Source organism: Hamadaea sp. (assembly GCF_013362815.1).
GTDB lineage: Bacteria > Actinomycetota > Actinomycetes > Mycobacteriales > Micromonosporaceae > Hamadaea.
On sequence record NZ_JABFVK010000015.1, the window covers coordinates 207,644 to 227,078 of the forward strand.

Here is a 19,435-nt window from a genome sequence, read left to right on the forward strand (position 1 = left end):
GATCACCGGCCTTCCGTGTGCTTGTCGGCGACCTCGGCGGCGGTGAGCTCCCGAGTCGGCAGGATCGGCGAGATGCTGCGCTGGGCCGGCGTACCGTCCGGCAGCTTCGCCGGAGTGGCGACCGAGTCGGACGTGGCGAACACGCCCGGACCCGGCTTGGGACCGGGGTAGTTGCCCGGCGCGAACCGCGCCCGCATCATCTCCGGCTGGCTGATCTTGTCTTCCTTGCGCTTCTCGACGTGCGCCAGCAGCATCGCGCCGACGGCGGCGGTGATGAGCAGCGCGCTCGCGATTTCGAAGGCGAAGACGTACTTGGTGAACAGCAGCGACGCGAGGCCCTGGACGTTGCCCTTGGCGTTCGCCTCGTCCAGGCCGGTCACCGTCAGCTTCGAGACCACCCGCAGCAGCCCCGTGCCGAGCAGCCCGGCGAAGCCGACACCGAGGATGATCGCGGCGGTCTGCTGACCGCGCAATGTCTCGATCACGGCGTCCGAGGCGTCTCGGCCCACGAGCATCAGCACGAAGAGGAAGAGCATCATGATCGCGCCGGTGTAGACGATGATCTGCGTCATGCCGATGAATGGCCCGGCCTGCACGATGTAGAAGACGCCGAGGCAGAGCATGGTCAGCACCAGCCACAGCGCGGAGTGCACCGCGTTGCGGCTGGCGACCATGCCGATCGCGCCGATGAGCGCGATCGGGGCCAGGATGAAGAAGACGACCTTCTCCGAGGTCGCAACCTCACCGGCCGCCACGGCCAGTTGGAGTGCGCTAGTCATCGCCCCTCAGCTCCCACCGAGACGCCCGGGTTCGTCGGGCCGCTCAGGTAGTAGTCCTTCTCCGTCTCACCCAGGTACATCGGGTGAGGCGGCTGCTCCATCCCCGGCAGCAGCGGCGCGAGCAGCTGCTCCTTCGTGAAGATCAGCGCCTGGCGGTCGTCGCGGGCCAGCTCGTACTCGTTGCTCATGGTCAGCGAACGGGTCGGGCACGCCTCGATGCACAGGCCGCAGAAGATGCACCGGGCATAATTGATCTGGTAGATGCTGGCGTACCGCTCGCCCGGGGAGAACCGGGCCTCGTCGGTGTTGTCGCCACCCTCCACGTAGATCGCGTCGGCCGGGCAGGCCCAGGCGCACAACTCGCACCCGATGCACTTCTCCAGGCCGTCCGGATGCCGGTTGAGGACGTGCCGGCCGTGGAAGCGCGGCGCGGTCGCGTCGGGCTTCTCCGGGTACTCCGTGGTCACGACCTTCTTGAACATGTGCGAGAAGGTGACCCCGAAGCCCTTGGCCATTCCGGTGAAGGCACCCATCTCACGCCTCCTTCGCGCCGGAACCCACCGGCTGGTCGTTGTCGGTCCCGGCCGCACTGCGGTCGGCCGCGATCCGCTTCGCCCGCGGGTTGACCGGCACGACCAGGTCCAGCGGCGGCAGCGGGAAGCTGCCCGCCGGACGCTGCTCGACCTGCTCGGCGAGGGTCAGCGGGGTCGTCTCCTTCTTCGACGGCCACAGCAGCGCGACGGCCATCAGGACGACGAGCGCCCCACCCAGCCACAGCAGCGTCTGCGTACGCGAGGTGTTGCTGTTCTGCAGCGTCTTGATGCCGGACAGAGCCAGGATCCAGATCAGGTTGGCCGGGATGAGCACCTTCCAGCCGAACCGCATGAACTGGTCGTACCGCAGCCGGGGCAGCGTGCCGCGCAGCCAGACGAAGACGAACAGCAGCAGCAGGACCTTGATGGTGAACCACAGCAGCGGCCACCAGCCGGAGTTCGCGCCGTCCCAGAGGCTGATCGGCCACGGCGCGCGCCATCCGCCCAGGAAGAGCGTGGTGCACAGCGCGGAGACCGTCACCATGTTGATGTACTCGGCGAGGAAGAACAGTGCGAACTTCAGCGACGAGTACTCGGTGTGGAAACCGCCGACCAGCTCCGACTCGGCCTCGGGGAGGTCGAACGGGGCCCGGTTGGTCTCACCGACGGCGGAGACGAAGTAGATCACGAAGCTGGGCAGCAGCAGGAGTGCGTACCAGCTGGGGGCGGTCAGGTCGAGGCCGAGGAAGTGCACCTTGGTGCCGCCGGCCTGGGCGGCCACGATCCCGGAGGTGCTCATCGTCCCGGCCGTCATGAAGACCGCCACGATCGACAGGCCCATCGCGACCTCGTAGGAGATCATCTGGGCGCTGGAACGCAGGCCGCCGAGGAGCGGGTAGGTCGAGCCGCTGGCCCAACCCGCGAGCACCACGCCGTACACACCCATGCCGGAGCAGGCCAGCACCAGCAGGACCGCCACCGGGATGTCGGTGAGCTGCAAGGGCGTCTTGGTGCCGAAGATCGAGACCATCGGGCCGAACGGCATGATCGCGAACGCCGTGAACGCGCACACCGTCGAGATCACCGGGGCGATGAAGAACACCGCCTTGTCGGCGAGCTTCGGCATGATGTCCTCTTTGAAGGCCAGCTTGAGGCCGTCGGCGAGGGACTGGAGCAGACCGAAGGGACCGTTGCGGTTCGGACCGGGCCGGACCTGCATCCGCGCCACGACTCGCCGCTCGTACCAGATGGCGAACAGCGTCATCACGACGAGGAAGACGAAGACCGCGACGACCTTGATGAGAACCAGCCACCAAGGATCATGGCCGAAGTCCTCGAGGGTCGGATCCTGGGCGAGGATCACTGCGCACCTCCAGCGGCGGTGTTTGCGGCGGCCACCGTGACGACCGCGCCCGAGTGGGCGCCGAGCGTCCGGTTCGCCGTCGAGCCCGGCGAGTTCGCCGGCACCCAGACGACGTCCGCGGGCATGTCGGTGATGAGCGCGGGCAGCGTCACCGAGCCGCGCTCGGTGCTGACCGTGACGGGGTCGCCGTCGGCGACGCCCAGCGCGGTCGCGGTCGCCTTGGCCAGCCGCGCCACGCTCGGCCGCGCCGTGCCCATGAGGACCTCGTCGCCGTCGAGCAGGCTGCCGTTGTCCAGCAGGTAGTGCCACGAGCTGAGGATCGCCGTCCCGGGCGCGACCGCCGGGCGGGCGGCCGGGGCGTACGTCGGGGCCAGGGGCTTGTCCGCCGCCGTCGCGGGCAGGCTGCCCAGCTCTTGGCGTACCGCGGTGACGTCCGCCGTGCCGAGCGAGACGCCCAGCTCGGTGGCGAGCGCGTCGAGCACCCGGGCGTCGGCCATCATCGCCGCCGCCTGCCGTCCGCCCTGCGTGGTGGTGAACTCGAAGACCTGGTCGAACGGGCGCAGCCGGCCCTCCCAGTCCACGAAGGACCCCGCCTTCTCGGAGGTCGTCGCGACCGGCAGCACCACGTCGGCGTGCCGCGTCACGGCGGTCGCGCGGATTTCCAGGCTGACCAGGAAGCCGACCTTCGCCAGCGCCTGCTCGGCCAGCGCGGGATCGGCCAGGTCGCCCGGGTCCACGCCGGCCACGACCAGCGCGCCGAGCCGACCGGCGGCGGCCGCCGCCAGCATCGCGTCGGTGTCCTTGCCCGCCTGGCTCGAGATCACGCCCGGCTCCAGGCCCCACAGCTGAGCCAGTTCGGCGCGGGCCGCGGGGTCGGCCACCGGCCGCCCACCGGGCAGCAGGTTCGGCAGGCAGCCCGCGTCCACCGCACCGCGGTCACCGGCGCGCCGTGGCACCCAGGCCACCTTCGCACCGGTACGCGCAGCGAAAGCAGCCACGGCCGAGAAGCCGCCCGCGACCGTGGCGAGCCGCTCTCCCACGAGGATCACGGTTTCCGCGTCGACGCCGACGATCCGGTCGAGCGCGTCGGGCTCCTCACCCGGGACCGCGCTGACCAGCGTGCCGGACAGCTTCGTGAGGCCGCGCGTGGCGTACGGGGCGACGCCGGTGACCCGCAGTCGCTTGCCGTTGACCGCCTTGCGCAGGCGCAGGAAGACGATCGGGCACTCCTCCTCGGGCTCCAGCCCGACCAGGACGACGTGCTTCGCCTTCTCCAGATCGGCGTAGGTCACCGAGGTCTCGCCGACGACGTTCGAGGCGAGGAAGTCCGCCTCCTCCGCCGACAGCGGGCGAGCGCGGAAGTCCACGTCGTTGGTCTGCAACGCCACCCGGGCGAACTTCGCGTAGGCGTACGCGTCCTCGACGGTCAACCGGCCGCCGGTCAGCACGCCGACGCCGTACGCGCCGTCCCGGGCGGCCCGCAGGCCTTCCCCGGCGACCGTCAGCGCCTCGCTCCAGCTGGCGGAACGCAGCTCGCCGGTCTCCTTATCGCGTACCAACGGGGTGGTAAGGCGGTCGAACGCGGTGGCGTACTGGAAGCCCCAGCGGCCCTTGTCGCAGTTCCACTCCTCGTTGACCTGCGCGTCCTCACCGGCGAGCCGACGCAGAACCTTGCCGCGCCGGTGGTCGGTCCGCTGCGAGCAGCCGGCCGAGCAGTGCTCACACACGCTCGGCGAGGAGACCAGGTCGAACGGCCGGGCCCGGAACCGGTACTGCGCGCCGGTCAGCGCGCCGACCGGGCAGATCTGCACGGTGTTGCCGGAGAAGTAAGAGTTGAACGGCTCATCACCCTCGTCCAGGCCGACGCCGTCGCCCTCGCCGCCGTAGAACTCGTCGCGGTAGACGTTGATCTGCTCGGCGGACGAACGGTCCATCAGGTCGATGAACTTGTCGCCGGCGATCTCCTCGGAGAACCGGGTGCAGCGCTGGCAGAGCACGCAGCGCTCGCGGTCGAGCAGCACCTGGCTGGAGATGTTGATCGGCTTCGGGTACTCACGCTTGTGCTCGTGGAACCGCGAGTCCGTCCGGCCCGTGCTCATCGCCTGGTTCTGCAGGGGGCACTCGCCGCCCTTGTCGCACATCGGGCAGTCGAGCGGGTGGTTGATCAGGAGCATCTCCATGATGCCGGCCTGGGCCTTCTTGGCCACCTCGCTGGTCCGGTGCGTACGCACGACCATGCCGTCGGCGACGGTCTGCGCACAAGAGGCGACCGGCTTGCGCTGGCCCTCCACCTCGACCAGGCACTGACGGCACGCGCCGGCCGGGGCGAGCAGCGGGTGGTCGCAGAACCGGGGGATCTCGACGCCCATCTTCTCGGCGACCCGGATGAGCAGCGTGCCCTTCGGCGCGGTCACCTCGATGCCGTCGATGGTGAGGGTGACCTCGTCGGTGTTCTTCGCTACCTCAGCTGAAGTCATCAGTGGGCACCTGCCAATGCCTTCTCCGAGAGCTTCGGCGCTTTCCGGCCCTCGATGTAGTCCAGGTAATCCTGCTTGAAGTACTGCAGGGAGCTGGTCACCGAGCTCGTCGCGCCGTCGCCGAGACCGCAGAACGAGCGGCCCAGGATGTTGTCGGCGGTGTCGAGCAGGGTGTCCAGGTCCTCGTGCGAGCCCTGACCGGACAGGATGCGGCGGTAGACCCGCACCATCCAGTAATTGCCCTCGCGGCACGGAGTGCATTTGCCGCAGGACTCGTGGTGGTAGAACTCCAGCCACCGGTAGGTCGCATAGACCGGGCAGTCCTGATCGGAGAAGATCTGGGTCGCCGTGGTGCCCAGGATCGACCCGGCCGCCGCCACGCTGTCGAAGTCCAGCGGGACGTCGAGGTGGTCGGCGGTCAGCAGCGGCGTCGACGAGCCGCCCGGCGTCCAGAACCGCAGATTGTGTCCGGGCGTCATGCCCCCGGCCAGCTCGATCAGCTCCCGCAGGGTGATGCCCAGCGAGCACTCGTACTGACCCGGCTGCTGAATCCGGCCGGACAGCGAGTAGATCATCGGACCCGACGACTTCTCGGTGCCCATCGTCTTCCACCAGGCCGCGCCGCCCAGCACGATGTACGGAACGCTGGCGATGGTGCCGACGTTGTTCACCACGGTCGGGCAGGCGTACAGGCCGTGGGTCGCCGGGAACGGCGGCCGCAGCCGGGGCTGGCCGCGCATACCCTCCAGCGAGTCCAGCAGCGCCGTCTCCTCGCCGCAGATGTACGCACCCGCGCCGGAGTGGACGACGAGATCGAGGTCGAAGCCGCTGCCCAGGATGTTCTGCCCCAGATACCCCGCCTTGTACGCCTCCTGCACCGCGTGCCGCAGCCGGCGCGCCGCGTGGACGGCCTCACCGCGGATGTAGATGAAGGCGCGGTTGGCGCGGATGGCGTACGAGGCGATGATCGCGCCTTCGACCAGCGCGTGCGGGTCGTAGGTCATCAGCGGCAGGTCCTTGCAGGTCCCCGGCTCGCCCTCGTCGGCGTTGATCACCAGGTAGTGCGGCTTGCCGTCGTTCTGCGGGATGAAGCCCCACTTCAGGCCGGTGGGGAACCCGGCACCGCCGCGTCCTCGCAGACCGGAGTCCTTCACCAACGCGATCAGGTCGTCCGGGTGCACCTGCAACGCCTTGCGCAGCGCGGCGTACCCGTCGAGCTGCTCGTAGACGTCGAGACGCCACGCGTCGGGCGACAGCCAGCGCTTGGTGAGGACGGGGGTGAGCTTCTCAAAGACACTCACTGTTTTGCTCCGTTCGCCGCGGAGGGGATCGGCGTGTTGAGGTCGAAGCCGGCCGGGCTGATCCCGTACTGCTGGGCGAGCTTGACGCCCCGCAGGGTCGGCTCGCCGGCCGGGCCGTCGGCGACCGCGCCGTCGCGCTCGTCGGCGAAGCCCGCCAACTGCAGCGCCATCTCCTTGAGCGAGCACAGTCGCGCGCCCCGGCTGGGCTGCACCGGGCGTCCGGCGGCCAGATCCTCGGTCAACCGCACCGCCGACTCGGGGTCGAGACCGTCCACGAAGTCGTAGTTGACGGTGACGACCGGGCCGTAGTCGCAGGCCGCCAGGCACTCGGCGTGCTCCAGCGTGATTTTGCCGTCCGGCGTCGTCTCGTCGTGGCCGACGCCGAGGTGGTCGCTGAGCGCGTCGAAGATCGACTGACCGCCGAGGACGTCGCACATCGTGTTGGTGCACACGCTCACGAGGTACTCGCCGGTGGGCCGGCGCTTGTACATCGTGTAGAACGTCGCCACCGCGCCGACCTGGGCCTTGGTCAGGCCCAGCTGCTCGGCGCAGAACGCGACGCCCTCCGGCGACACGTGGCCGTCCTCGTTCTGCACCAGGTGCAGCAGGGGCAGCAAGGCGGACCGCTGCTTCCCCTCGGGGTAACGGGCGATGATCTCCTTCGCCCGCGCGTAGGTCTCGGTAGAGAAACCACTCATTACCGGTCACACCCTCCCATGACGGGGTCGAGCGAGGCCCCGCCGGCGATCACGTCGGCCAGCAGGCCACCCTCGGCCATCGCGGGGATGGCCTGCAGGTTCACGAAACTGGGTTCGCGGTAGTGCACCCGGTAGGGCCGGGTGCCGCCGTCGGAGACGACGTGCGCGCCCAGCTCGCCGCGCGGACCCTCGACCGGGATGTAGACCTGGCCGGCCGGAACCCGGAAACCCTCGGTGACCAGCTTGAAGTGATGGATCAGCGACTCCATCGACTGACCCATGATCTTCGCGACGTGGTTGAGCGAGTTGCCCATGCCGTCCAGACCGACGGCCAGCTGCGCCGGCCACGCGATCTTCTTGTCCGCCACGATGACCGGGCCGGGCTTGAGCCGGTCCAGCGCCTGCTCGATGATCTTCAGCGACTCGCGCATCTCGTTGATGCGGACGAGATACCGCGCGTAGACATCCGCCTCGGGCTGCGTCGGCACGTCGAACTCGTAGGTCTCGTACCCGCAGTAGGGCTGCGTCTTCCGGAGGTCCCAGGCCAGGCCGGCGCTCCGGAGGACCGGGCCGGTGATGCCCAGAGACAGGCAACCGGTGACGTCGAGGACCGCGACTCCCTGCGTACGCTGCAACCAGATCGGCTGGCCGGACAGCAGGTCCTCGTACTCCTTGATGCGCTTGGGCATGAAGTCGAGGAGCTCGCGGATCTTCTTGATCGCCTCGGGCGGGACGTCCTGGGCCACACCACCGGGCCGCACGTACGCCATGTTCATCCGCAGGCCGCTGATGAGCTCGAAGATGTCGAGGACGAACTCCCGCTCGCGGAAGCCGTAGATCATCATCGACAGCGCGCCCAGCTCCATGCCGGTGGTGGCCAGCCAGACGAGGTGCGAGGAGATCCGGTTGAGCTCCATCATCAGGACCCGGATCGTGGTCGCCCGCTCCGGGATGTCCTCGGTGATGCCGAGCAGCTTCTCCACCGCGAGGCAGTACGCCGTCTCGTTGAAGATCGGGGCGAGGTAGTCCATCCGGGTCACGAAGGTCGTGCCCTGGGTCCACGTGCGGAACTCGAGGTTCTTCTCGATCCCGGTATGCAGATAGCCGATGACGGTACGGGCTTCGGTGACCGTCTCGCCTTCGAGCTCGAGGACGAGCCGCAGCACACCGTGGGTCGACGGGTGCTGCGGACCCATGTTGACCACGATCCGCTCGTCATGGATCGGGTCCACGCCGCTGACCACGTCGTTCCAGTCGCCACCGGTAACGGTGAAGACCTTGCCCTGAGTGGTCTCGCGCTCCGGCGCGTAAGTGTCGTAGCCAGTCATTACTTGTACGCCCTCCGCTGGTCCGGCGGTGGAATCTCGGCGCCCTTGTACTCGACCGGCACACCGCCGAGCGGGTAGTCCTTGCGCTGTGGGTGGCCCTCCCAGTCGTCCGGCATGAGGATCCGGGTGAGGTTGGGGTGGCCGTCGAACACGATCCCGAACATGTCGTAGGTCTCCCGCTCCTGCCAGTCGGCGGTCGGGTAGACCTCGGTGACGCTCGGCAGGTGCGGGTCCTCGGCGCTGACCGCGCACTCCAGCCGGATACGCCGGCGGTAGGTCATCGAGGTCAGGTGGTAGACGGCGTGCAGCCGGCGGTCCTGGGCGGGATAGTCCACACCCGACACGGAGGAGCACAGCTCGTACCGGAGTCCCTCGTCGTCGCGGAGCGTCCGGCAGACGTCGGCGATCGCCTCGGGCTTGACGTGGAGGGTCAGCTCGCCGCGGTCCACCACGATCCGCTCGATCACCTCGTCGAACGACGCGAAGGCCGGCTCGACCTCGTCCTCGGTACGCTCGCCGCCGCTCAGGGCTTCGGCCAGGCCGTCGAGGACCTCGTCGAACTCCTCCACCCCGACCGGGCGGCCGAGCGACGCGGGCACGCGCGTCCGGCGTACGAGGCCGCCGAAGCCTGAGGTGTCGCCGCTTCCGCTGACACCGAACAGACCACGGCCGCCGCTGACAGAGTCGGTCATTTCGCAACCTCCCGCTGCATCCAGTTCGAGATGCGCAGCTGCTCTTCCGTACCCTCGGCGACCGCCTTCTCCCACGCGGCCCGCTTCGCCTTGTCGTAGCGGTAGCTGGAGGGCATCGAGCCGGGCTTGACGATCGGGCCGCGTCCCTCGGCGATCTTCGCCTCGATCGACTTCGCGCGCCGGTCACCCAGCGGTTCGGCCATGACCTTCTCGTGCAGCTTGAGGATCGCGTCGATGAGCATCTCCGGGCGCGGCGGGCAGCCGGGCAGATACATGTCGACCGGCACGACGTGGTCCACGCCCTGCACGATCGCGTAGTTGTTGAACATGCCGCCGCTGGAAGCGCAGACGCCCATGGAGAGCACCCACTTCGGCTCCGGCATCTGGTCGTAGATCTGGCGCAGGACCGGGGCCATCTTCTGGCTGACCCGGCCGGCCACGATCATCAGGTCGGCCTGCCGCGGCGAGGCCCGGAAGACCTCCATGCCGAACCGGGCCAGGTCGTAGCGAGCGGCGCCGGTCGCCATCATCTCGATGGCACAGCAGGCCAGGCCGAAGGTCGCCGGCCAGAAACTCGCCTTCCGCGACCAGTTCACCAGCTTCTCCACGGTGGTCAGCAGGACCCCGTTCGGAAGCAGCTTCTCCTCGATACCCATGGCTCGCCCTGTCCCCTAGTCCCAGTCCAGGCCGCCGCGCCGCCAGACGTAGGCGTACGCGATGAAGACCGTGCCGATGAAGAGAACCATCTCCACGAAGCCGAAGACGCCCAGCTTGTCGAAGCTGACCGCCCACGGGTAGAGGAAGATGATCTCGATGTCGAAGACGATGAAGAGCATCGCGGTCAGGTAGAACTTGACCGGGAAGCGCCCACCGCCGATGGGTTGCGGCGTCGGCTCGATCCCGCACTCGTAGGCGTCGAGCTTGGCCTTGTTGTAGCGGCGGGGACCGACGAACGGCGCGATCACCACCGAGAAGAGGGCGAACGCCGCCGCGAGGGCGAAGAGCCCGACTATCGGTACGTATGGCGAGAGCGACATTGCTCGACGTCCCTTCCCTACACCGCCGGGGCTACCCGGCTCAGACCGTTGATGATCCGATCCATCGCGTCGCCGCCGCGTGGGTCGGTGAGGTTGGCCAACAGCTTCAAAACGAAGCGCATCAGCGTCGGATGCGGCATGCCGTGCTTCGTCGCAAGCTTCATGACCTGCGGATTTCCGATGAGCTTCACGAACATCCCGCCGAGCCGGTAGTACCCGCCGTAGCGGAGTTTCAGCTCTTGCGGGTACGCCTGCAGGGCGCGCTCGCGGTCCGGTCCCTCGGGCCGGGCGAGCGCCTGCGTCACGATCTCGGCGGCCAATGCGCCCGACTCCATCGCGTACGCGATGCCTTCGCCGTTGAAGGGGTTCACCATGCCGCCGGAGTCCCCGACGAGCAGTACGCCCCGCGTGTAGTGCGGCGTTCGATTGAAGCCCATCGGCAGGGCCGCGCCCATGATGGGGCCGTCGGCGTTGGCCTCGTCCCGCATCCCCCAGTCCTCGGGGGTGCTGCCCATCCAGTCGAGCAGCAGCTGGCGATAGTTGGTCTTGCCATACGCGACGGAGCTGTTGAGGACGCCGAGGCCGACGTTGACCCGGCCGTCCCCCATACCGAAGATCCAGCCGTAGCCGGGCAGCAGCTTGTCGCCGCCTTCCCGGCTGCGCAGCTCCAACCAGGACTCCAGGTAGTCGTCGTCGTGCTTGGCCGGGCTGCGGTAGTAGCGGCGTACTGCCACGCCCATCGGGCGGTCTTCCCGCTTGGCCAGGCCCAGCGACAGCGGGAAACGCCCGCTCACGCCGTCCGCCGCGATCACCAGCGGAGCCCGGTAGCCGACCTCGCCCTCCGGCGTCTTCGCGGTCACCCCGACGACTCGGTCGGACGCGTCCAGCAGCGGCCCGGTCACGTTGGTGTTGACCATCAGCTTCGCGCCGGCCGCCACCGCCTGGCGGGCGAGCAGGTCGTCGAAGTCCATCCGCGTACGCGTCAAGCCGTAGTTGGGGAAGCTCGCGAGCTCCGGCCAGTCCAGTTCGAGGCGTACGCCGCCGCCGATGACCCGCAGTCCCTTGTTGTGCAGCCAACCCTGGTCCGGGCTGGTCTCCACGCCCATGTCGATCAGCTGCTTGACCGCGCGGGGGGTCAGACCGTCGCCGCAGACCTTCTCCCGGGGGAACTCGGTCTTCTCCAGCAACAGGACGCTCGCACCGTGCCGGGCGAGGTGGTAGGCGGCGGCCGAGCCGCCCGGACCCGCGCCGACGACGATGACGTCGGCGTTCATATCAGTCGTGGCCACGGTCACCTCCACCGCTCAACACGCTCGTGAAACTCTTCACAAGCTCGGCTCAGGCGCACTCTAGTACCGCTTCTGTGAACGCGTGTGACTTAGGTTGCCCTTACTAGTGAGCTGGGTCTCGTTTCAGCAGGTCAAGATCCAGGCCGCTCGGAACGCCTGTCTGATTCGTGCGGAATGCGTATTTCACACTGTGGACGACCGACTAAGTTGACTGACCGTTTCTCAGCTCGGAATTCTTTCCTCGGCTCAACACACGCGGCGGCCGCTTCAAGATCGGCCACCCGAACCGGTTCGTCACCGAACCCGCCACCGAGGTTTCCCAGTACGCCCACACCCCTCCAACGGGTGTAAGGCCAGGTCAGACGCGGATGGCTCGATGCAGTGAGGCAATGCCCCCGGTCAGGTTGCGCCAGCCGACCTTCGTCCACCCGCTCTCGGCGATCACCCCGGCGAGGCTCGACTGGTTGTGCCAGGCCCGGATGGACTCCGCCAGGTACACATAGGCGTCCGGATTGGACGCGACCTTCCGGGCGACCGCGGGCAGGCTACGCATCAGATAGGACAGGTACACGGTGCGGAACACCGGCACGGTGGGGTGGGAGAACTCACACACCACGAGCCGGCCGCCCGGCTTGGTCACGCGGGCCATCTCGCGCAGGGCGGCACCGGTGTCACTGACGTTGCGCAGGGCGAACGAGATGGTCACCGCGTCGAACGAGGCGTCGGCGAACGGCAGCGCCAGGGCGTCCCCGGCGACCAAGGGCACCTGGGGGCGTACTCGCCGGCCGACGCCGAGCATGCCCAGCGAGATGTCCGCCCCGACCGCGTACGCCCCGGACCGGCCGAGGTCCACCGTGGAGATTCCGGTACCCGCGCCGAGGTCGAGAACCCGTTCACCGGGCCGGAGATCGAGCGCCGCCGCCGTCGCCTTCCGCCACGAACGGTCCTGTCCGAAGGAGAGGATCGTGTTGGTGCGGTCGTAACGATCGGCCACGCCGTCGAACATCTCGGCGATCTCGTGCCGGTCCTTGTCCAGGTCTGCGCGGGTCACGCCCACCACTCTACGCAGGCGGTACGCCGCCGCGATCAGCGGTAGATCGGGCCGGTCGCGTCGTCGGGGTCGTCGTCGCCCGGGTCCTTGCGCAGCATCCACCACAGCAGGACGCCGCCCAGCGAGACGAGCACCGCCCCGCCGCCGATGACCAGGAAGGAACCGAGGCCGAGCCCACCGTCGACGGTGTCCTGCGGCAGCGTCTGCGGCTGTGGGGAGTCCTCCGTGCCGGTCGTCTCGTCAGCGGCCCCGGTGACGTCCACGGTCGGCTCGTCCGTGGGTGTCGGTGACACCCTGGACTTCGTCGGCTTCGGCGTAGGCGAGGTGACGGTGCCGGAGCAGTTGCGCGGCTGGCCGTCGACCACTACCCGGATGCCGGCCCGGTTGTTGCCGGGGCGCGGGTCGTCGGCGTACCCGACCGACAGCGCGCCACAGCTGGTGGGTGCGCTGTCGATCCGCAGACGCAGGGTCAGCTGCCGCCGAGCTCCGGATGCCAGAGCGCCGTAGGTGCACTTCACGTGCGTACCGGTGGCCGGTTGGCAAAGGCCACCACCGGTGCTGACGATGCGCGTACCGGGCGGCGCGGCCAGGTCGACGGTGTAGCTGAGCACGCCGTTCGGGCCGTTGTTGCGGACGGTGTAGCGGACGTCGACCGCCTGCCCGACCCGTCCGGTGACCCCGGCGGCGGCCACGGCCAGGTCGGCCGTCGTCGGCGCGGCGTACGCCGTCGCAGCCCCGGTCGCCAGCCCGGCGACGAGCGCGACCGCGACGGCGGCCAGCACTCTACGCATCCACATCGTCCGCTCCCTGAAAGGTGAAGACGGACAGTATCACCCGGCCCCCAAGAGCCCGGATCAGTGCGCCTCCACCAGCGGCAACGCCTTGCCGACGCCACCACCGGGCAGGGCGATCGAGGAGAAGTGCGAGGTGACCCGGTCGTCGGTCGGGTCGTCGGCCGGCGTCCAGTGCACGCGGAGGTGGTTGTAGAGGGTGTCCCGCTGGGCCGGGATGCGACCGGCCGTCCGGATCATCCAGATCAGCTCCTGCAGGTTGGAGCGGTGCCGAGCGCCGGCTGAGGAGATCACGTTCTCCTCGAGCATGATCGAGCCCAGGTCGTCCACGCCCATGTGCAGCGCCAGCTGGCCCGCGTCCTTGCCGGTGGTCAGCCAGGACGCCTGCAGGTGGTTCACGTTGTCGAAGAACAGCCGGGCCACCGCGATGAGCCGCAAGTACTCCAGGGTGGTGGCCTGCGTACGCCCCTTGAGGTGGTTGTTCTCCGGCTGGTAGGTCCACGGGATGAAGGCCCGGAAGCCGCCGGTGCGGTCCTGCACGTCGCGGATCATCCGCATGTGCTCGATCCGCTCGGCGTTCGTCTCGCCGGTGCCCATCATCATGGTCGCCGTCGACTCGACACCGTGCCCGTGCGCGACCTCCATGACCTCCAGCCAGCGCGCGCCCGACTCCTTGAGCGGCGCGATCGCCGTCCGCGGCCGGTCGGGCAGCATCTCTGCGCCCGCACCGGCGATGGAGTCCAGCCCGGCGGCCTTGATCCGGACCACCGCGTCCTCGATCGAGACTCCGCTGACCTTGGCCATGTGCAGGATCTCGCTCGGGCCGATCGAGTGGATCGCCAGCTGCGGGTACGCCTGCTTCACCGAGGAGAACAGCTCCTCGTAGTACTCGACGCCGTAGTCCGGGTGGTGCCCGCCCTGGAGCATGACCTGGGTCGCGCCGAGGTCGACCGCCTCGCCGCAGCGGCGCAGGATCTCCTCCATCGGGTGCGACCAGCCCTCGGCGTGCTTGGGCGCACGATAGAAGGCGCAGAACTTGCACGCCGTCACGCAGACGTTCGTGTAATTGATGTTCCGGTCGATGAGGTAGGTCACAATGCCATCGGGGTATCTCCGGCGACGTACGGCGTCCGCGGCCTCGCCCAGCGGGTGCAACGGCGCATCGGTATAGAGGAGCAGGGCCTCCTCCGGACTGATCCGACCACCGTCGGCCGCGCGCTGCAGAATGCTGTCGATCTGGGGAACGCTCGTCACATCCCGAAGACTACAGGTAGGTTTTCGATCATGGCTGCCATGCGTTACCGCCGCTTGGGCGACTCCGGACTGGTCGTCTCGGTGGTCGGGCTGGGGTGCAACAACTTCGGCCGCAAACTCAACGCCGAGGAGACCACGGCAGTCGTCGACGCCGCGATCGACGCCGGGGTGACCTTCTTCGACGCGGCCGACGTCTACGGCACCCCGCGCGGCACCTGCGAGATGTTCCTCGGCGAGGCGCTCAAGGGCCGTCGCGACAGCGTCGTGCTGGCCAGCAAGTTCGGCATGGACATGGGTGCCGCCGCGGGCGATCCGCGTTCGGCCGACGGTGCGCGCGGCTCCCGGCGCTACATCATGAAGGCGGTCGAGGACTCGCTGCGCCGGCTTCAGACCGACTACCTCGACCTCTACCAGTTCCACTACCCCGACCCGGCCACGCCGATCGAGGAGACCCTCCGCGCCCTCGACGACCTGGTCCACCAGGGCAAAGTCCGGTACATCGGCTCGTCGCAGTTCGCCGGGTGGCAGGTCACCGACGCGGCGTGGACCGCGAAGACCGCCGGGCTGACCCCGTTCATCAGCACGCAGCAGCAGTACAACTGGCTCTCCCGCAAGCCCGAGACCGAGCTGCTGCCCGCCTGCGAGAAGGCCGGCGTCGGCTTCATCCCGTTCTTCCCGCTGCAATCCGGCCTGCTCACCGGGGTCTACCACCGCGATCAAGCGCCGCCGCCGGGCACGCGGATGGCCGACGAGCGCTACGCGTCTTGGCTCAAGGCCGCGGACTGGGACACCGTGGAGGCGCTTCAGGCGTACGCGGACGAGACGGGCGTGTCGATGCTCGAGATCGCCATCGGCGGACTCGCGGCCAAGCCGGGCGTGGTCACGGTGATCGCCGGTGCGACTTCTCCCCAACAGGTACGCGCGAACGCACAGGCGGGTGCGTGGATCCCCGACCCGGCGACGCTGGCCCGGCTGGACGAGATCACGGCGGGCACCCTGACTGTCGGCCGGTAGCCGCCGTGGCTGAGCCGGCGGTTCACCTCCGGGAAGCGATGGCCGCTGCCCTCTACGGCGACGACGGGTTCTTCCGGCGCGAGCGCCCGGCCGATCACTTCCGCACCAGCGTGAGCGCCTCACCGGTGTTCGCCACCGCGATCGCGCAGCTCGTGGCCGGAGTGGACAAGGCGCTCGGGCACCCCGACGTCCTCACCGTCGTCGACGTCGGAGCCGGCCGGGGCGAGTTGCTCTCCCAGGTGTTCACGCTGCTCGGCCGGGACTCCCGCGTACGCCCCGTCGCCGTCGAGCGGGCCGAACGCCCGGACGGCCTCGATCCCGGCATCGAGTGGCGCGCCGACCTGCCGGACGAGTTCGCCGGGCTGCTCATCGCGACGGAGTGGCTCGACAACGTGCCGCTCGACGTGGCCGTCCTCGATCAGGATGGAGTCGCGCGATACCTCTTGGATGACGGTGAACTCGGCGAGCCACTCGATTCGGCAGACGCTCACTGGGTCGAGCGCTGGTGGCCGTTGCGCGTACCGGGTGACGTCGCCGAGATCGGCCTGCCCCGGGTTCAGGCCTGGGCCGACGCCGTCGGGCGGGTGACCGCCGGACTCGCGGTCGCCGTCGACTATGGCCACACCATGGCCGACCGGCGGCCGACGCTCACCGGCTTCCGGGACGGCCGCGAAGTCGAGCCTCGGTTCGACGGGAGCACCGACATCACCGCACATGTGGCGGTCGATGCTCTCGGCGTACCCGTGCTGAAGCAGCGGGAGGCCCTGGCGGCGCTTGGTGTCGACGGTGCCCGGCCACCTCTGGAGCTGGCCACCACGGATCCGGCGGGTTACGTGCGGGCGTTGAGCCGCGCGAGCCAGGCCGCGGAGTTGCTGGCCGAGGATGGTTTGGGAGATCACTGGTGGGCGGTGCGGACGGTGACCATAGAGTGGACGCCATGGCGACTTTCGCAGAGTTGGACGCGCTGAGCACCGAAGAGTTGCGCGACCAGGCGTTCGCGCAGGCCCGGGAGCGGCGCGACCTCGGCTTCTTCATGGACCTCGCGCAGCACCTCCCGTCGGCCGGCGACGCGGAGCAGGGCGACGACTCGCTGGGCGACATCGGCCCGCAGATCGACGACTACTACAACATGTGGCGCGAGCTGAAGGGGCACGACTACGGCGATCTGGAGCCGCTCATCCGCGCCCGGTTCATCGACTATCTGATGTCCCCCGAAGGCTGACAAACACCGGATTCCGGGCGGCGACGCGCTGGTCCAGCAGTGACATACGCCGCACACATCGGTAGGCTGACCAGCCATGCCGGCCTCCTCCGAGTCCCCCGAACGGCAGAACGGCAAGCTGCCCACCGGCCTGCTCTGGGCCGGCGTGGGAGTCGCGCCGCTCGCCGCCTTGGCCCTGCTTGTCGGCAGTGGCGACCGATCGCTGCGGGCAGCGATCGGCCTCGCGCTGCTCTCCGTCGTCCTGATCGGACTCGCGATCGTGCTGCGACCCGCACCGGACTCGCTGAAGGTCGAGCTCGAGGACACGATCTACGACGAGATCGACGTCGTGCGTGAAGACGCCCGCAACGACATCACGACCGCCGCCCGGGCGACGCATCGTGCCTTCTCGGAGCGGTTCCAGCAGCTCCAGGAGGCCGTCGACCAGATGCGTACGCAGGTCGAGGCGCTGCGCGGTGAGCTGGCCCGGGGCAACGCCCAGCCGCCGTCACCGCACCCGACCTCGCCCCGGCCCGGCACGGTGAGCGGCTCGGTTCCGGCGGGTGTCGTCCGGCATACCGAGACGGTGCAGGTCACCACCCGGTCCACCATCGTCGACCCGCACGTCGACGAGCCGGCTCACACCGGACGCGCCACTCCCCCGCCTTCGCAGGGCTGGTCCGACAACGCTCCCGTGGCCGGCCGATCCGGTGGCCGCCGCCGCGCCGAGGATGAGGACCGCTGGCCCGGGTACGCGCAACCGGCGTATCCGGCCCAACCGGCGCGCCCGGCGTACGGCGACGAGTACCAGGAGTCGTGGACCGAGCAGCAGCTGCGCAAACGGCTCGCCGAACAGACGCAGCAGGCGGCGCCACCTCGCGAACCACTGCTGTCGCATGAGGACAATCCCCGGGACCGGTGGAGCCGGCGCTCGGAGCCCACTCCCGTCGAGCCCGACTGGCAGGGCGTACGCGCCGGGGACCGGTGGGCGGCGGTCCGCAACGACGACCGGGGCGCCGAACTGCGTATGGGCGAACGCCGAGCCTCGATGCACTCCGACGAGAACGGCTCCGAGCTGCGCATCGAGGACCGCTGGGCCGCGGTGCGCCGCGACGACCCGGTACGCCGGGACGAACCCCGCGCGGGCCGTCACGACTCCGTCTCGTGGGACGGCGACCGGTGGACCGACCAGCAGCGCAGTCCCCGGGCGCTCCCGGCGCAGAACGACGAACCCTCCGTGTCGGAGTGGCTGAACCAGTGGCCGCCGCGGGAGCAGGAACCCCGGCGACGCCGGTACGCCGACGACTACTGAGTCACTGGCTCGCGCGCCACGCCTGTCGGGGCGCCTCGCTTGTCGAGGTCGCCGGACGGGTCGAGGCCGCGTTACTTGTCGACGTCGCCGACGACGAAGAACATCGAGCCGAGGATCGCGACCAGGTCCGGGATCAGGCAGCCGGGCAGCAGCGTCGACAAGGCTTGGACGTTGGCGAACGAGGCGGTCCGCAGCTTCATGCGCCACGGGGTCTTCTCCCCGCGCGACACCAGGTAGTAGCCGTTGACGCCGAGCGGGTTCTCCGTCCAGGCGTACGTGTGGCCCTCGGGGGCCTTGACCACTTTGGGGAGCCGGACGTTCACCGGGCCGGACGTGCGGTCGAGCCGCTCCAGGCACTGTTCGGCGAGATCGAGCGAGACGTACACCTGGTCCAGGAGCACTTCGAACCGGGCGTGACAGTCCCCCGCCGTACGCGTCACGACGGGCACTTCGAGCTGGTCGTACGCGAGATAGGGGTCGTCCCGGCGCAGGTCGAAGTCCAGTCCGCTGGCCCGGCCGACCGGACCGGAAGCCCCGTACGCCGCCGCCTGCTCGGCGCTCAGCACTCCCACGCCGACCGTACGCGCCATGAAGATCTCGTTCTTCCGGATCAGCCCGTCGAGATCGGGCATGCGACTGCGTACGTCGTCGATCGCCTGCCGGGCGCGCCGGGTCCAGCCCGCCGGCACCTCTTCCTTCACGCCGCCGACCCGGTTGAACATGTAGTGCATGCGACCGCCGGAGACCTCTTCCATGACGGTCTGGAGGACCTCCCGCTCCCGGAAGGCGTAGAACACCGGACTGATCGCGCCGAGTTCCAGCGGATACGACCCCAGGAACATGAGGTGACTGAGCACCCGGTTGAGCTCGGCCAGCACCATACGCAGCCAGATCGCCCGCTCCGGCACCTCGATGCCCATCAGGCGTTCGACCGCCAGCACGACACCGAGCTCATTGGAGAACGCACTCAGCCAGTCGTGCCGGTTGGCCAGCACGATGATCTGCCGGTAGTCGCGTACCTCGAACAGCTTCTCGGCCCCGCGATGCATGTAGCCGATGATCGGTTCGGCGGTGACCACGCGCTCGCCGTCCAACGTGAGCTTCAGCCGAAGCACACCGTGCGTCGAAGGATGCTGCGGGCCGATGTTGAGGATCATGTCCTCGGTCTCGATCCCGGTCCCCGTGCCGACCGTCAGCTCGCGCAGGCCCGACTCCGTCATGCGCTGAGCCTACTCACCACTGTTCGCCTCACCTCGTGACGGCGGCCCGATTCTCGCCACGGGTGGTACGCCACCGACGTTACGCCACCATGATC

The 19,435-nt window shown here is 69.0% G+C and carries 18 protein-coding genes and 1 pseudogene; 4 read left to right on the forward strand and 15 right to left on the reverse strand.

Annotation, left to right across the window (positions count from 1 at the left end; translation table 11 throughout):
* Window positions 1–2 precede the first annotated feature (2 nt).
* From HOV77_RS09520 to mqnC, 14 genes and pseudogenes are all read right to left on the reverse strand, one after another.
* On the reverse strand, window positions 3–779 hold the full coding sequence (locus tag HOV77_RS09520; protein WP_290860399.1) for an NADH-quinone oxidoreductase subunit J: 777 nt from the start codon (window positions 777–779) through the stop codon (window positions 3–5).
* Complete coding sequence (gene nuoI / locus HOV77_RS09525; protein WP_363259927.1) at window positions 776–1,312, reverse strand: NADH-quinone oxidoreductase subunit NuoI; 537 nt, start codon at window positions 1,310–1,312, stop codon at window positions 776–778. Before nuoI ends, HOV77_RS09520 begins: the two co-directional genes overlap by 4 nt.
* A gap of 1 nt (window position 1,313) precedes the next feature.
* Window positions 1,314–2,675 carry an NADH-quinone oxidoreductase subunit NuoH gene (gene nuoH / locus HOV77_RS09530; protein WP_290860401.1) on the reverse strand — a complete coding sequence of 454 codons (1,362 nt, stop codon included), beginning with the start codon at window positions 2,673–2,675 and terminating at the stop codon, window positions 1,314–1,316.
* Window positions 2,672–5,152 carry an NADH-quinone oxidoreductase subunit G gene (locus tag HOV77_RS09535; protein ID WP_290860403.1) on the reverse strand — a complete coding sequence of 827 codons (2,481 nt, stop codon included), beginning with the start codon at window positions 5,150–5,152 and terminating at the stop codon, window positions 2,672–2,674. Before HOV77_RS09535 ends, nuoH begins: the two co-directional genes overlap by 4 nt.
* Window positions 5,152–6,453: an NADH-quinone oxidoreductase subunit NuoF gene (gene nuoF, locus HOV77_RS09540; RefSeq protein ID WP_290860405.1), complete on the reverse strand. Its 1,302-nt coding sequence runs from the start codon at window positions 6,451–6,453 to the stop codon at window positions 5,152–5,154. Before nuoF ends, HOV77_RS09535 begins: the two co-directional genes overlap by 1 nt.
* A gap of 26 nt (window positions 6,454–6,479) precedes the next feature.
* Window positions 6,480–7,151: pseudogene (nuoE, locus tag HOV77_RS09545) on the reverse strand (NADH-quinone oxidoreductase subunit NuoE); the annotation flags it as partial.
* On the reverse strand, window positions 7,151–8,479 hold the full coding sequence (locus tag HOV77_RS09550) for an NADH-quinone oxidoreductase subunit D (protein WP_290860407.1): 1,329 nt from the start codon (window positions 8,477–8,479) through the stop codon (window positions 7,151–7,153). The pseudogene nuoE and the gene HOV77_RS09550, both read right to left, overlap by 1 nt.
* Complete coding sequence (locus HOV77_RS09555) at window positions 8,479–9,171, reverse strand: NADH-quinone oxidoreductase subunit C (protein WP_290860409.1); 693 nt, start codon at window positions 9,169–9,171, stop codon at window positions 8,479–8,481. Before HOV77_RS09555 ends, HOV77_RS09550 begins: the two co-directional genes overlap by 1 nt.
* On the reverse strand, window positions 9,168–9,827 hold the full coding sequence (locus HOV77_RS09560; protein ID WP_290860411.1) for an NADH-quinone oxidoreductase subunit B: 660 nt from the start codon (window positions 9,825–9,827) through the stop codon (window positions 9,168–9,170). The genes HOV77_RS09555 and HOV77_RS09560 overlap by 4 nt, the downstream gene beginning before the upstream one ends.
* Before the next feature lie 15 nt (window positions 9,828–9,842).
* The gene (locus HOV77_RS09565; protein ID WP_290860413.1) at window positions 9,843–10,208 is read right to left on the reverse strand and encodes an NADH-quinone oxidoreductase subunit A; all 366 of its coding nucleotides are present in this window, start codon (window positions 10,206–10,208) and stop codon (window positions 9,843–9,845) included.
* A gap of 17 nt (window positions 10,209–10,225) precedes the next feature.
* Entirely contained in the window at window positions 10,226–11,482 is a 1,257-nt protein-coding gene (locus tag HOV77_RS09570; RefSeq protein ID WP_290860609.1) for a geranylgeranyl reductase family protein, read from the reverse strand.
* A 373-nt stretch (window positions 11,483–11,855) separates the two neighbouring features.
* Entirely contained in the window at window positions 11,856–12,548 is a 693-nt protein-coding gene (locus HOV77_RS09575) for a demethylmenaquinone methyltransferase (RefSeq protein WP_290860416.1), read from the reverse strand.
* Window positions 12,549–12,583: 35 nt separating this feature from the next.
* Window positions 12,584–13,345 carry a hypothetical protein gene (locus tag HOV77_RS09580; protein WP_290860418.1) on the reverse strand — a complete coding sequence of 254 codons (762 nt, stop codon included), beginning with the start codon at window positions 13,343–13,345 and terminating at the stop codon, window positions 12,584–12,586.
* A gap of 57 nt (window positions 13,346–13,402) precedes the next feature.
* Window positions 13,403–14,593 carry a cyclic dehypoxanthinyl futalosine synthase gene (gene mqnC / locus HOV77_RS09585; protein WP_290860420.1) on the reverse strand — a complete coding sequence of 397 codons (1,191 nt, stop codon included), beginning with the start codon at window positions 14,591–14,593 and terminating at the stop codon, window positions 13,403–13,405.
* Between the two features lie 39 nt (window positions 14,594–14,632).
* Here mqnC and HOV77_RS09590 point away from each other — a divergent pair, with 39 nt between their 5' ends.
* The 4 genes from HOV77_RS09590 to HOV77_RS09605 all read left to right on the forward strand — a co-directional run bounded on the left by HOV77_RS09590 (window position 14,633) and on the right by HOV77_RS09605 (window position 18,120).
* Complete coding sequence (locus tag HOV77_RS09590; RefSeq protein WP_290860422.1) at window positions 14,633–15,607, forward strand: aldo/keto reductase; 975 nt, start codon at window positions 14,633–14,635, stop codon at window positions 15,605–15,607.
* A 38-nt stretch (window positions 15,608–15,645) separates the two neighbouring features.
* Complete coding sequence (locus HOV77_RS09595; RefSeq protein ID WP_290860611.1) at window positions 15,646–16,575, forward strand: SAM-dependent methyltransferase; 930 nt, start codon at window positions 15,646–15,648, stop codon at window positions 16,573–16,575.
* Window positions 16,545–16,829, forward strand: coding sequence for a hypothetical protein (locus tag HOV77_RS09600; protein WP_290860424.1), 285 nt, complete (start codon window positions 16,545–16,547; stop codon window positions 16,827–16,829). The genes HOV77_RS09595 and HOV77_RS09600 overlap by 31 nt, the downstream gene beginning before the upstream one ends.
* Before the next feature lie 76 nt (window positions 16,830–16,905).
* The gene (locus HOV77_RS09605; protein WP_290860426.1) at window positions 16,906–18,120 is read left to right on the forward strand and encodes a hypothetical protein; all 1,215 of its coding nucleotides are present in this window, start codon (window positions 16,906–16,908) and stop codon (window positions 18,118–18,120) included.
* Between the two features lie 71 nt (window positions 18,121–18,191).
* Here the strand turns inward: HOV77_RS09605 and HOV77_RS09610 are convergent, their stop codons facing one another.
* On the reverse strand, window positions 18,192–19,340 hold the full coding sequence (locus tag HOV77_RS09610; RefSeq protein WP_290860428.1) for an NADH-quinone oxidoreductase subunit D: 1,149 nt from the start codon (window positions 19,338–19,340) through the stop codon (window positions 18,192–18,194).
* Between the last annotated feature and the right edge of the window lie 95 nt (window positions 19,341–19,435).

Excerpts from the sequence above, each read along its gene's own strand:
- HOV77_RS09520 (WP_290860399.1), bottom strand. The coding sequence starts at position 779 with ATGACTAGCGCACTCCAACTGGCCGTGGCGGCCGGTGAGGTTGCGACC.
- nuoI (WP_363259927.1), bottom strand. The coding sequence starts at position 1,312 with ATGGGTGCCTTCACCGGAATGGCCAAGGGCTTCGGGGTCACCTTCTCG.
- HOV77_RS09535 (WP_290860403.1), bottom strand. The coding sequence starts at position 5,152 with ATGACTTCAGCTGAGGTAGCGAAGAACACCGACGAGGTCACCCTCACC.
- HOV77_RS09550 (WP_290860407.1), bottom strand. The coding sequence starts at position 8,479 with ATGACTGGCTACGACACTTACGCGCCGGAGCGCGAGACCACTCAGGGC.
- HOV77_RS09555 (WP_290860409.1), bottom strand. The coding sequence starts at position 9,171 with ATGACCGACTCTGTCAGCGGCGGCCGTGGTCTGTTCGGTGTCAGCGGA.
- HOV77_RS09560 (WP_290860411.1), bottom strand. The coding sequence starts at position 9,827 with ATGGGTATCGAGGAGAAGCTGCTTCCGAACGGGGTCCTGCTGACCACC.
- HOV77_RS09565 (WP_290860413.1), bottom strand. The coding sequence starts at position 10,208 with ATGTCGCTCTCGCCATACGTACCGATAGTCGGGCTCTTCGCCCTCGCG.
- HOV77_RS09570 (WP_290860609.1), bottom strand. The coding sequence starts at position 11,482 with ATGAACGCCGACGTCATCGTCGTCGGCGCGGGTCCGGGCGGCTCGGCC.
- HOV77_RS09580 (WP_290860418.1), bottom strand. The coding sequence starts at position 13,345 with ATGTGGATGCGTAGAGTGCTGGCCGCCGTCGCGGTCGCGCTCGTCGCC.
- HOV77_RS09590 (WP_290860422.1), top strand. The coding sequence starts at position 14,633 with ATGCGTTACCGCCGCTTGGGCGACTCCGGACTGGTCGTCTCGGTGGTC.
- HOV77_RS09595 (WP_290860611.1), top strand. The coding sequence starts at position 15,646 with ATGGCCGCTGCCCTCTACGGCGACGACGGGTTCTTCCGGCGCGAGCGC.
- HOV77_RS09600 (WP_290860424.1), top strand. The coding sequence starts at position 16,545 with ATGGCGACTTTCGCAGAGTTGGACGCGCTGAGCACCGAAGAGTTGCGC.
- HOV77_RS09605 (WP_290860426.1), top strand. The coding sequence starts at position 16,906 with ATGCCGGCCTCCTCCGAGTCCCCCGAACGGCAGAACGGCAAGCTGCCC.
- HOV77_RS09610 (WP_290860428.1), bottom strand. The coding sequence starts at position 19,340 with ATGACGGAGTCGGGCCTGCGCGAGCTGACGGTCGGCACGGGGACCGGG.